This window comes from Corynebacterium senegalense (genome assembly GCF_900411315.1).
GTDB lineage: Bacteria > Actinomycetota > Actinomycetes > Mycobacteriales > Mycobacteriaceae > Corynebacterium > Corynebacterium senegalense.
In genome coordinates this window covers 1,405,443-1,417,498 of record NZ_LS990887.1, presented here as the reverse complement: position 1 = coordinate 1,417,498, position 12,056 = coordinate 1,405,443, and the positions used below count along the sequence as shown (strand labels likewise).

General features: G+C 69.5%; 13 protein-coding genes. 10 read left to right on the top strand and 3 right to left on the bottom strand.

Features of this window, described 5'->3' with window-relative positions; translation table 11 throughout:
* Window positions 1–67 precede the first annotated feature (67 nt).
* Window positions 68–1,312 (bottom strand): dicarboxylate/amino acid:cation symporter, encoded by a 1,245-nt coding sequence (locus tag DYZ02_RS06970; RefSeq protein WP_115685595.1) that lies wholly within the window; start codon window positions 1,310–1,312, stop codon window positions 68–70.
* 154 nt (window positions 1,313–1,466) lie between these two features.
* Here DYZ02_RS06970 and DYZ02_RS06965 point away from each other — a divergent pair, with 154 nt between their 5' ends.
* From DYZ02_RS06965 to DYZ02_RS06920, 10 genes are all read left to right on the top strand, one after another.
* Window positions 1,467–1,916, top strand: coding sequence for an SdpI family protein (locus DYZ02_RS06965; RefSeq protein ID WP_115685594.1), 450 nt, complete (start codon window positions 1,467–1,469; stop codon window positions 1,914–1,916).
* A 264-nt stretch (window positions 1,917–2,180) separates the two neighbouring features.
* On the top strand, window positions 2,181–3,725 hold the full coding sequence (locus DYZ02_RS06960; protein ID WP_115685593.1) for an anthranilate synthase component 1: 1,545 nt from the start codon (window positions 2,181–2,183) through the stop codon (window positions 3,723–3,725).
* Entirely contained in the window at window positions 3,722–4,354 is a 633-nt protein-coding gene (locus tag DYZ02_RS06955) for a glutamine amidotransferase-related protein (protein ID WP_115685592.1), read from the top strand. Before DYZ02_RS06960 ends, DYZ02_RS06955 begins: the two co-directional genes overlap by 4 nt.
* Complete coding sequence (gene trpD / locus DYZ02_RS06950; RefSeq protein ID WP_115685591.1) at window positions 4,354–5,382, top strand: anthranilate phosphoribosyltransferase; 1,029 nt, start codon at window positions 4,354–4,356, stop codon at window positions 5,380–5,382. The genes DYZ02_RS06955 and trpD overlap by 1 nt, the downstream gene beginning before the upstream one ends.
* The gene (gene trpCF, locus DYZ02_RS06945) at window positions 5,369–6,775 is read left to right on the top strand and encodes a bifunctional indole-3-glycerol-phosphate synthase TrpC/phosphoribosylanthranilate isomerase TrpF (RefSeq protein ID WP_115685590.1); all 1,407 of its coding nucleotides are present in this window, start codon (window positions 5,369–5,371) and stop codon (window positions 6,773–6,775) included. Before trpD ends, trpCF begins: the two co-directional genes overlap by 14 nt.
* A 14-nt stretch (window positions 6,776–6,789) precedes the next feature.
* The gene (gene trpB / locus DYZ02_RS06940; RefSeq protein WP_115685589.1) at window positions 6,790–8,034 is read left to right on the top strand and encodes a tryptophan synthase subunit beta; all 1,245 of its coding nucleotides are present in this window, start codon (window positions 6,790–6,792) and stop codon (window positions 8,032–8,034) included.
* A 2-nt stretch (window positions 8,035–8,036) separates the two neighbouring features.
* Window positions 8,037–8,873, top strand: coding sequence for a tryptophan synthase subunit alpha (gene trpA, locus DYZ02_RS06935; RefSeq protein WP_115685588.1), 837 nt, complete (start codon window positions 8,037–8,039; stop codon window positions 8,871–8,873).
* Window positions 8,874–8,892: 19 nt separating this feature from the next.
* Window positions 8,893–9,267, top strand: coding sequence for a Rieske (2Fe-2S) protein (locus DYZ02_RS06930; protein ID WP_115685587.1), 375 nt, complete (start codon window positions 8,893–8,895; stop codon window positions 9,265–9,267).
* A gap of 39 nt (window positions 9,268–9,306) precedes the next feature.
* Window positions 9,307–10,281 carry a bile acid:sodium symporter family protein gene (locus DYZ02_RS06925; RefSeq protein WP_115685586.1) on the top strand — a complete coding sequence of 325 codons (975 nt, stop codon included), beginning with the start codon at window positions 9,307–9,309 and terminating at the stop codon, window positions 10,279–10,281.
* A gap of 15 nt (window positions 10,282–10,296) precedes the next feature.
* On the top strand, window positions 10,297–10,605 hold the full coding sequence (locus DYZ02_RS06920; protein ID WP_115685585.1) for a hypothetical protein: 309 nt from the start codon (window positions 10,297–10,299) through the stop codon (window positions 10,603–10,605).
* Window positions 10,606–11,011: 406 nt separating this feature from the next.
* On the opposite strand, the gene DYZ02_RS06915 is transcribed toward DYZ02_RS06920, so the two are convergent.
* Window positions 11,012–11,350 carry an AzlD domain-containing protein gene (locus DYZ02_RS06915; protein WP_115685584.1) on the bottom strand — a complete coding sequence of 113 codons (339 nt, stop codon included), beginning with the start codon at window positions 11,348–11,350 and terminating at the stop codon, window positions 11,012–11,014.
* A complete protein-coding gene (locus DYZ02_RS06910; RefSeq protein ID WP_245945696.1) occupies window positions 11,351–12,052 on the bottom strand; it encodes an AzlC family ABC transporter permease in 702 nt (233 codons plus the stop codon).
* Between the last annotated feature and the right edge of the window lie 4 nt (window positions 12,053–12,056).

Below are 12,056 nucleotides of genomic sequence, written 5' to 3'. Positions count from 1 at the left end.
AACGCCCCGCCTCCCCTTCACGTCAGGGGAGGCGGGGCGTTCGCGCGCGATCGGAAGATCTAAACAGCTACACGGCGGTGGAGCCTTCGGTGGCGCTGGCGGGGGCGTCGTCAAGCTGCTTGTTCTTGAGCTCGTGGCCCTCGATGGACCCAGCGGCGAAGCGGTTGACGATCATCGCGATGGCGCCGTCGCCGGTGACGTTGGCGGCGGTGCCGAAGGAGTCGATGACGATGTAGGCGGCGATCATGAGCGAGACCATCGACTCGTCGAAGCCCAGGTTGGCCTGCAGCAGTCCGACGGCCGCCATGATGGCGCCGCCCGGCACGCCGGGGGCGGCGACCATCATGATGCCTAGCAGGAGGAGGAAGCCCGCGATCTGGCCGGCGCCGATCGGCAGCGAACCCATGTAGACGATGGCGAGGGCGTAAAGGGTGATCTTCATCATCGAGCCGGACAGGTGGATCGTCGCGCAGAGCGGCACGACGAAGCCGGCGACGTTCTCGTCCACCTTGTTCTTCAGGGTGGAGGCGTAGGTGACCGGGATGGTGGCCGCGGACGACGAGGTGCCCAGCGCCGTGAAGTAGGCCGGGAGCATGTTCTTCAGCGCGACGAACGGGTTGCGGCCCGCGATGGCGCCCGCGACGAGGTACTGCAGGAGGACAATGACCACGGTCATCACAACCGCCAGGACGAGCACGATGCCGAAGGCGGACATGGTGGAGCCCAGGTTGTCGTTCATGCCCAGGTTGAGGAAGGTGCCGAAGATGAAGATCGGCAGCAGCGGGATGACGAAGACGGTGACCACCTTCATCACCACCGACTCGAGCTCGCTGAAGAAGCTGTACATCGTGTTGGACTTCACGGCCGTCATGCCCAGGCCGACCACGAAGGCGAGGAGGAGACCCGCCATGACCTCGAAGGGGGCGGGCATCTCGACGGTGAAGAAGGCGCTCAGGCCGCCTGCTTCTGGGTCGTCAACGTCCGTGGCGAGGGTGTGCCCCGCGAGCAGGGTGGGGTAGAGGGCGGAGGACAGGGCCCAGGCGATCAGCCCGGAGAGCACCGTGGAGCCGTAGGCGATGCCCGCGGTGATGCCCAGCCACTTGCCCGCGCCGCGGCCGAGTCCCGCGATGGCCGGGGTGATCAGCGAGAAGATGAGGACGGGGACGAAGAAGCCGAGGAAGTTGGAGAACAGGCCGTTGAAGGTCACGAAGACCCGGGCCAACCAGACGGGGAAGAACAGGCTGCAGACGATTCCGAGGAGGATCGCCACGACGATCCAGAACAGCAGCGAGTTCAAGACTTTGGATTTCATGTGCGCGCCTTTTCGCTCGACCCGCTCGGCGGGTTACATAGGTGGGACAGTTGTCTATGGACAATCCTTAACCTATACGGTAGGCCCGCACTCTGGGCCGATAACCTCCCGTTCACTTTCGGGCGGCCGCGGGGGCGGGGTTATGCTGAGGGGCATGAGTGCAGCAAACCTCGTTGTCGGCGTCCTCCTCCTCGTCCTCGCCCTCGCGCTTGTCATCCCGGGCGGGATGGCGACCGCCGGCAAGCTGCCCGGCAACTCCTTCTTCGGCCTCCGCGTGCCGGAGGTGCGCAAGGACAAGGCCACGTGGGACCAGGCGCACAAGGTGGCGGGGCCGCTGTGGATCTTCTCCGGCGTCGCCCTCGCCTTCGCCGCGGCCTTCGCCTTCATGGCCTCCGGCTGGATGTGGCTCGTCCCCGTCCTCTTCTTCGTCGCGGCGGTCGTGGGCTTCTCCGTGGCGGGCAACTTCGGGGCGCGCGCCGCAGCGCTTGTCGACGCCGCCCGTGCCGACCAGGAGAACCAGCCCGCCAACGACCCCGCCCCGGCGCCGCGGGTGAACCTCGACGCCCTGCGCGAGGCCGCGGGGCGCGCGGACGAATCCCGCTAGGGAGGCGCGCCCGGCCCCGATGTTTCACGTGAAACATCGCGAAACCGCTTGCGGGCACCCCCTACGCCCGATAACCTATCCCTCGTGACTTCCGTTAACTTTTCCGCAGCCGCTGCCCCCGGGCAGTGGTGGTGGCGCGCGTAAGCGGCGTGCCACCCAGCTAGTCACAATTTTCTCGGCCCGCCGGCTTGGACAAACCAAGCACCGCGGGTCTTTTTGTTCCCCGTACCCTCGGTGTAGACCACACGACACAAGGACGTACTCATGAGGAACCTCACACCCGCCACAGCGCGGGCCGACGTGCGCTATCACGCCGACGCCTCGAGCCTCTTCGCCCACCTCGGCGGCACCACGGCCCCCGACGCGGTGCTGCTGGAGTCCGCCGACATCACCACGAAGTCTGGGCTGCAGTCCGTGGCGGTGCTCTCCGCCTCCCTGCGCGTGACCTGCAACGGCGAGCGCGTGGCCGTCGAGCCGCTCACCCCCTCCGGCGAGGTTCTCGCCGCGCGGCTGGCCGAGCAGCTCGCCGAGCACCGGGTGGGGGAGAACAGCTACGCCTTCCCCGCCTCCACCGCCGCCGACGAACGCGAGCGCCTCACCGCCACCTCGAGCGTGGAGGTGTTGCGCGCGCTGACCACCCGCGCCGGCTACCGGGAGGGCGACTTCCCCTTCCTCGCGGGGGGCATGGCCTTCGACTACCTGGCCACCTTCGAGACCCTCCCCGAGGTTGGCGAGTCCGCCAACACCTACCCCGACTACCAGTTCGTCCTCGCCGAAACCCTGCTGCGGGTCGACCACCGCGAGCGCACCGCGCATCTGGCCGCCATCGCCTTCGACGGCACGACCCCCGACCTGGGCGAGCTCGCACGGCGCATCGACGAGGCGCAGCCCGAGCCGCAGGCGGCGCCCCGCCACGGCGGCACCCTCACCGTGACGGCGGACATCACCGACGAACGCTTCCGCGGGGACGTCGAGAAGCTCAAAGGCGACATCTACAACGGCGACATCTACCAGGTCGTGCCCGCGCGCACCTTCACCGCCGAGTGCCCCGACGCCTTCGCCGCCTACCAGCGGCTGCGCGAGACCAACCCCTCGCCGTACATGTTCTACGTGCGCGGGATCGACCGGAACGGCACCAGCTACGAGCTCTTCGGCGCCTCGCCGGAATCGAACCTCAAGTTCAACGCCGCGACGCGCGAGGTGCAGCTCTACCCGATCGCGGGTACCCGCCCCCGCGGGCTCAACCCCGACGGCAGCGTCAACCACGAGCTGGACACCCGCATGGAGCTGCAGCTGCGCACCGACGCCAAGGAGGTCGCCGAGCACACCATGCTCGTCGACCTCGCCCGCAACGACATGGCCCGCGTCGCCGTCCCGGGCACCCGCCGGGTGGCGGAGCTTTTGCAGGTGGACCGCTACTCGCGCGTCATGCACCTCGTCTCCCGCGTCACCGCGACCCTCGCCGAGGACCTCGACGCCCTCGACGCCTACCGGGCGTGCATGAACATGGGCACCCTGACCGGCGCGCCGAAGCTGCGCGCCACCGAGCTCATCCGGGAGCTCGAGGGCGCCCGCCGGGGGTCCTACGGCGGGGCGGTGGGCTACCTCACCGGCGACGGAGACATGGACAACTGCATCGTCATCCGCTCCGCCTACGTCGTCGACGGCGTAGCCGCGGTGCAGGCCGGAGCCGGCGTGGTGCGCGACTCGAACCCCCAGGCCGAGGCCGACGAAACCCTGCACAAGGCCTACGCCGTGCTCGGGGCCATCGCGGCGGCGGCCAACGCCGAACTGGAGGTCATCAAATGACACAGCGGATCGTCCTGCTGGACAACCAGGACTCCTTCGTCTACAACCTCGTCGACGCTCTCAGCGCCCACAAGACCGCCGAGACCACCGTCTACCGCAACACGGTGCCCGCCGCCGACGTCCTGCGCGCCAACCCCGCGCTCATCGTGCTCTCTCCCGGCCCCGGCTACCCCGTCGAGGCGGGCAGCATGATGGAACTGGTCGCCCGCGCCCAGGGCCGCGTGCCCATCCTCGGCATCTGCCTCGGCTACCAGGCGCTCATCGAGCACTTCGGGGGTCGGGTGCGGCCGTGCGGGCCGGTCCATGGGGCGTCGATAGGCATGCAGCTCACCGACGCCGGCCTGGCCTCCCCGCTGTTCGGGGGCCTGACCACCGACGACGTCCCCGGCCGCCCCGGCCGCACCGTGCCGGTCGCGCGCTACCACTCGCTCGGCACGGTCGACGCGCCCGAGGGCATGCACGCGCTCGCGCGGACGAGCACGCAGCTTGGCGACGTCATCATGGCCGCGGCCTCCGACGACGGCATGTCCATCGGGCTGCAGTTCCACCCCGAATCCATCCTCACCCCGGGCGGGCCAGTGATCCTGGAACGCTGCGTGAACGAACTCATGAAGAAAGGCGCGAAGTAATGGCGAGCGACAAGGCGCTGGAAATCCTGCGGCGCTTCCTGGACAACAAGGAACCGACCCTCGAGGAGGCGGTTGAAGCCTTCACCCCGCTGACCGTCGGCGACTACGACGACGTGCACATCGCCGCGCTGCTGGCCACCGTGCGCACACGCGGCGAGACCTTCGCCGACATTGCCGGCGCGGCCCGCGCCTTCCTCAAGGCCGGCCGGCCCTTCCCCGTGACGGGGGAGGGGATCATGGACACAGCCGGCACCGGAGGCGATGGGGCGAACACCATCAACATCACCACCGCCGCCTCGCTCGTCGCGGCCGCCGGCGGGGTGAAGATGATCAAGTGCGGGAACCGCTCCGTGTCCTCCAAGTCGGGCTCGGCGGACGTGCTCGAGGCCCTCAGCATCCCGCTGGACCTCGACCCGGAGCGCGCGGTGCGCCAGTTCGAGTCCTCCAACTTCACCTTCCTCTTCGCCCCGGCGTACAACCCGGCGATCGCCCACGTGCAGCCGGTGCGCAAGTCCCTCGGCGTGCCCACCGTGTTCAACACCCTCGGACCTCTGCTTTCTCCGGGACGTCCGGAATTCCAAATAATGGGGATAGCCAACCCTAAACAGGGTCAACTAATCGCGGAGACGATGAAGGAGCTCGGTCGGGGTCGCGCGCTCGTCGTCCACGGGGCGGGGACCGACGAGGTCGCGCTGCACGGCGAGACCCTCGTGTGGGAGCTCGGCCGCGAAGGCTCCATCGAGCACTACACCATCACCCCGGAGGACCTCGGCCTCGCCCGCTACTCCCTGGACGACCTCCGCGGCGGCGACGGCGTGGAGAATGCGGCCGCGATGCGCGCCACGTTCGCGGGGGAGGGGCCGGCCGCGCACCGCGACGCCGTCGCTGCGGCGGCCGGCGCGATGTTCTACCTCTACAGCACCGCCGACACCCTGCGCGGCGGGGTCGAGCACGCGCTCGGGCTGATCGCCGACGGAACGGTGCAAACGTGGCTCGCGACACACGAGGAGACCGATTACAGTGCCTAAACTGCCCACCGTCCTAGAGGGTATTGTCCAGGGACGTTTTAGTCACCTTGACGAAATTAGGCGTCGTATAGCCCACGTCGACCCAGCGGCCCTGCCGCGCTCCGAGCGCTCCCTCTACGGCAACCTCGCCCGCCCCGGCGCGCAGTACATCATGGAGTGCAAGTCCTCCTCGCCCTCGCTCGGCGTGATCCGCGCCCACTACGAACCGGGGGAGATCGCCGCGACCTACTCGCGCTACGCCGCGGGCATCTCGGTGCTCTGCGAGCCGGACCGCTTCGGCGGGGACTACGACCACCTCGCCACCGTCGCCGCGACGACCCACCTCCCGGTGCTGTGCAAGGATTTCATCGTCGACGAGGTTCAGGTCCACGCCGCGCGCTACTTCGGCGCGGACGCGATCCTGCTCATGCTGAGCGTGCTTGACGACGCCACCTACACCGCCCTGGCCGACGAGGCCGCGCGGCTGGGCATGGACGTGCTCACCGAGGTCATCGACGAGGAGGAGGCCGAGCGCGCCTGCCGCCTGGGGGCGCGGATCTTCGGCGTCAACCACCGCAACCTGCACGACCTGTCCATCGACCTCGGACGGTCCGCGCGTCTCGCCCCGCTCGCCCCCGCGGGCGCGCTGGTCGTCTCGGAGTCGGGCATCCGCGACGCTGAGACGGTGCGCCGCCTCGGGTCGCACTCGGACGGCTACCTCGTCGGCTCCCAGCTCACCGGGCAGCGCGACATCGACCTCGCCGCCCGCGACCTCGTCTACGGGCCGAACAAGGTGTGCGGGCTGACATCCTGGGGGGCGGCGCAGGCGGCGCGGGCGGCCGGCGCGGTCTACGGCGGCCTCATCTTCGAGGAGGCCTCGTCGCGCAATGTTTCACGTGAAACATCGGCCGACATCATCGCCCTCGAGCCCCACCTGCGCTACGTCGCCGTCTCGCGCCGCACGTCGGGGTGGGCGGAGCTACTCCAGGACGGGATCGCCGCCGTGCAGGTCCACGCGCCCTACCAGGGGTCCATCGAGGCGGAGGTCGAGCTTGTCCGCCGGGCCCGCGGGGACGTGGGAGAGGGCGTTGAGGTGTGGCGCGCGGTGGACATGACGCGCCCGGAGGGCGCGCAGCTGGCGACGGCGCTGATGGGGGACGTCGACAAGCTCGTTCTCGACGCACACGACGGCGGCTCCGGCGAAGCCTTCGACTGGGCGAGCGTGCCCGAGGAGGTCAAGGCGATGTCGCTGCTCGCGGGCGGCATCGGGCCCGCCAACCTCGAGGACGCGCTGCGCGTCGGCTGCGCGGGCGTCGACCTAAACTCCGGCGTGGAGTACCCCGGCCAGAAGGGCCGCAAGGACGCGGCCGCGCTGCGCACAGCCTTCCGCACCATCCGAAATTTCCACTACTAAAAGGGACACCACACATGACTGATTACGAGCACGGCGGGCGCACCATACTGCCCGCCTACTACGGCGAGTTCGGCGGGCAGTTCGTCCCCGAATCGCTCCTGCCCGCCCTCGACCAGCTCGAGAAGGCCTTCGTGGAGGCGTGGGAGGACGAGGAGTTCATGGCCGAGTACCGCGCGCTGCTGCGCGACTACCTCGGCAGGCCCACCCCGCTGACCGAGTGCCGCAACCTCCCGCTGGGCGACAGCCCCGCGCGGATCTTCCTCAAGCGCGAGGACCTCGTCCACGGCGGCGCGCACAAGACCAACCAGGTGATCGGGCAGGCCCTGCTGGCCAAGAAGATGGGCAAGACCCGCATCATCGCCGAGACAGGTGCCGGGCAGCACGGCACCGCGACGGCCCTGGCCTGCGCCCTTCTCGACCTCGACTGCGTGGTCTACATGGGCGTGGAGGACATGGCCCGCCAGGAGCCCAACGTCTTCCGCATGCGTCTCATGGGCGCCGAGGTCGTCGGGGTCGACTCCGGCTCCGGCACCCTCAAGGACGCGGTCAACGAGGCGCTGCGCGACTGGACCGCGACCTTCCACGAGTCCCACTACCTGCTCGGCACCGCCGCGGGCCCGCACCCCTTCCCGAAGATCGTCAAGGAGTTCCACCGCGTCATCTCCACCGAGGCCCGCGCCCAGATGATCGAGCGCACCGGCGGGCTGCCCGACGCCGTCGTCGCCTGCGTGGGCGGCGGCTCCAACGCCATCGGCATGTTCGCCGACTTCATCGACGACGAGGGCGTCGAGCTCATCGGCGCCGAGCCGGGCGGGGAGGGCTTCGGCAAAGGCAAGCACGGCGCCGCCATCGCCGCCGGCACCGTGGGCATCCTCCACGGCACGCGCTCCTACCTCATGCGCGACGACGACGGCCAGGTGGAGGAGTCCTACTCCATCTCCGCCGGCCTGGACTACCCGGCCGTCGGCCCCGAGCACGCGCACCTGGCGCAGACCGGGCGGGCCCGCTACATCCCCGTCACCGACGAGGACGCGCTGCGCGCCTTCCAGCTGCTGTCCAAGTACGAGGGCATCATCCCGGCGCTGGAGTCCTCCCACGCTCTGGCCTACGCCCTCAAGCGCGCCGAGGAGGCCACCGAGCCCGAGAACATCCTCGTCTCCCTGTCCGGCCGCGGTGACAAGGACGTCGCCCACGTCCGCGCCACCCTGGACGCGCACCCGGACTGGGTCATCAGCACCACCGACAGGAGGGGGAAGTAGACATGTCCCGTTACGAAAACACGTTCCGCGCCCTGCAGGAGAAGGGGGAGGGGGCCTTCGTCCCCTTCGTCATGCTCGGCGATCCGAACCCGGAGGACGCCCTCGAGATCATCCGCGCGATCGTCGACGCCGGCGCCGACGCCCTCGAGCTCGGCGTTCCCTTCTCCGACCCCGTCGCCGACGGCCCGACGATCCAAAAAGCGCACATCCGGGCCCTGGACGGCGGGGCGAACGTCGATAAGGCCCTGGCCCAGGTGCGCACCATCCGCGAGGAATACCCCGACCTGCCGATCGGCATGCTCATCTACGCCAACGTCGCCTACGTGCGCGGGGTGGGGGAGTTCTACCGCGAGTTCGCCGAGGCCGGAGCGGACAGCATCCTGCTTCCCGACGTCCCCGTGCGCGAGGGACAGCCCTTCAGCGAGGCCGCCTCCGCCCACGGCATCGACCCGATCTACATCGCGCCGGCCAAGGCCTCCGAGCAGACGCTCGAGGGCGTGGCGGCGCAGTCCCGCGGCTACATCTACGCCATCTCGCGCGACGGGGTGACCGGCACCGAGCGCGAGTCCTCCGTGGAGGGCCTGCGCGAGGTGGTGGCCAACGTGCAGCGCTTCGGCGGGGCGCCCGTCCTGCTCGGCTTCGGCATCTCCGCGCCCGAGCACGTCCGCGCCGCGATCGAGGCCGGCGCGGCGGGCGCGATCACGGGCTCGGCGATCACCTCGATCATCGACCGCCACGTCGAGGGCACCCACCCGCACCCCGGCCGCGTCACCGACATGGCCGCGCTGAAAGAGGAACTGGCCACATTTGTCTCCGAGATGAAGAGCGCGACCCGCTAGCGGGCTAGACTCTGGAAGCATGACCTGCTCACGACGCCTTTTCCTGCTCGGTACCGCGACCACCTTCGCCGGCGCGTTCCTCGCCGCCTGCGGCGAGAACCCCCCGGAGGAGGTGGCGAAGACGGAGGTCCCCGTCGGCAGTGCGGTCGTGCTGGACACGGTCATCATCGCCCAGCCGACCGAGGGCCAGTTCGTGGCCTACTCGTCCACCTGCCCCCACGAGTTCAAGAAGATCACGCAGGTGCAGGGCGACACGGTGCGCTGCACCGCCCACGGCTCCACCTTCAACATCGCGGACGGTTCCGTCCTCCAGGGCCCGGCCGTTCGGGGGATGCGCGTGCTCGACCTCAAGGAGGAGGGCGGCCGCCTCGTCGCCACCGACGCGGAGGCCTAAACGGCGCCCGGGCGGGCGCGGGGTTCGTAGACTGATCCCATGCCCGTTCCCTCTTTCCTCAAAGACCCGCTCATCCAGGGGATCCTCGCCGCGACGGTGCTGGCGCTCCTCCTCCCCGCCCACGGCACCTTCGCCGCGGTATTCGGGGTTGCCACCAAGCTCGCCATCGCGCTCCTGTTCTTCCTCTACGGCGCGCGACTTTCCACGCAGGAGGCGCTTCATGGCCTGACCCACTGGAAGCTGCACCTGGTCATCCTCGCTTTCACCTTCGTGGCGTACCCGCTCATCGGCCTGGCGCTGCGCCCGTCCACCCTGGTCATCTCCGAGCCGATCTACCAGGGCATCCTCTACGCCATGCTCGTGCCCTCGACGGTGCAGTCCTCGGTGGCGCTGACGGGAATCGCGCGCGGCAACGTCTCCGGCGCGGTGGTGGCCGCCAGCCTGTCCAGCCTCATCGGTGTCATCGCCACACCCGTCCTGGTCATGCTGCTCATGGGGGCGGGGGAGGGCATCAACGTCGACGGCGGGGTCTTCGCCAACATCGCCCTGCAGCTGGTGCTGCCCTTCGCGCTCGGGCAGTTCGCCCACAACTTCCTCCCGCGCGTGCGCGAGATCGCCGGGGCGAAGGCGACGAAGCTCGTCGACCGCGGCTCCATCTGGATGGTCGTCTACGCCGCGTTCTCGCAGGGGATGGTCTCGGGCGTGTGGGACGAGGTCCGCGCCTGGGAAATCGTGGCCCTGGCGGTGTTCTCCTTCCTGCTCGTCTACGCCATGCTCTGGCTGACCCGCGTGACGGCCAACGCGCTGCGCTTCAGCTACGCCGACCGCGTGACCATCCAGATGTGCGGAACCCAGAAGTCGCTCGCGGCCGGCCTGCCGATGGCCAGCGTGATCTTCGGTGGGGCGTCGTTAGGCATTCTCATCGTGCCCCTGATGATCTACCACTTGGTGCAGCTCATGATCTGCTCGGCGGTGGCCGCGCGCTACGCTCGTGAGGCAGAAGCGACGAGCTAGAAGGAGACGTTTCACGTGAAACACTACGTCCGCATCCACTACGAGGTGCCGGAGCTCGGCGGGCAGCTGCTCAACATCGCGGAGCTCGAGGAGATCTCCCCGACGCAGTGCACCATGGTCCGCATGATCGAGCTCGATCCCGCCGAAACCATCACCGGCGCCTACGCGGAGGGCCGGGTCCACGGCCAGGCCAACGAGCCCACCGAGGTCGTCCCGCACCCCGACGCGTACGCCCAGTTCGAGGGCATCACCGCGCGGACACTGACCCCCGAGGAGTTCGACGGCCTCTGGGCCGAGGCCCGCGCCAAGTTCCCGGGGCTCTGAGCCTCCGCTTGACGACGCCCGCGCCCCGCCCCGGCTCGCCCCGGCGGGGCGCTGTCGTTCTCTGGGGCTGGCCCGATTAGAACAGGAGCGTGAGCCCGCCGGACTGCGCGGCGCCGCCGGCCAGCATGAGGAGCAGGGCAGCTCCGGCGAGCTGGGGCGGTGGTGGGAACGGGGAGTGTGCGTGGGGCGCACACGGATCTGCTCACCGGATCACTCACCACGAAGGCCGAACCCACTGGTGCAGGGGACACCTCGACGTCTCCCCGAAACAACGGGCTGCCTCTGGAACAACGCACGATCCCGCCATTCCACGATTCGTCAGCATCGGTCGTTGTCAAGGCATCCACCACGGTGCTCCTTGGTCTCGCGCTGGTCGGCAGCCCCGAGTGATTCGGAGAACATCGGCTCACAACACGGCGTTGACCAGCCCCATGTACAGCGCGGTCCCAGCGAGGATGGACAGGGCGGGGGAGCGCCGCCACGCGTGCACCGCCAGAGTGAAGGCGGCCGCGAACAGCGCCGCGCCGACGCCCCCGGGCTCGGCCGCGGCCCCGGCCAGCGTGTAGACCACGAGGACCACCATCACGCCCACCGGCATGTAAACGCCGAGGAATTCGATGAGCGGGCTTCCCTTGAGCAGGCGCAGGAAGGGGAAGGGCAGGGCCCGCAGGAGGAGGGTCACGGCGGCGACGGGGAGGAGGACGGAGGTGACGTCGATAAGCGATATGCCCTCGGGCAGACCCATTTACCTCGCCTCCCAGCGAAGCGCGGTGTCGAGCCGGGGGCTCCAGAAGCGCGCGAGGAGCACGGCGAAGTAGGCGAGCAGCGCCGCCATGAGCATGTGGCCCGGGGCGAGCACGGCGCAGACGATGCCGGTGAGCGCCGCGATCAGCACCGCCGAGAGGTCGCGAGAGGCAGCGAAGGCCTCGTAGGCGAGGACGACGAAGAGGGCGGTGAGGGCGAAGTCGAGGCCGCGCACGCTGTCGGGGATAGCCTGGCCGGTCAGCGCCCCGACGATGCCCGCGGCGACCCACAGTGCCTGGCAGGTCGCCTGGACCGTGAGCAGCCACGTCCCGGAACGGGCGAGGGTGACGGAGGCGATGGCGTAGGACTCGTCGGTGAGCGCGTAGGTGGAGTAGGCCCGGCCGAGCCGCGAGCGGATGAGGTGGCGGGGGAAGGTCAGCCCGTAGAAGATGTGGCGGAAGTTCACCATGAAGCCCGTGACCAGCGCCGAGAGGGGGCCGACCCCGGTCAGCGTCATGTTCAGGGCGAGGAACTCCATCGACCCCGCGTAGATCACCACCGAGAAGATGGGGGTCCACCACCACGCGAAGCCGGACTGCGTCATGAGGACGCCGAAGGCGAGGCCGAGGGGGATGACGCCGAGGGCGACGAGGGCGGAGTCGCGCAGCCCGTCGCGGACGTGGGAGAGTTCGGGATGTTTCACGTGA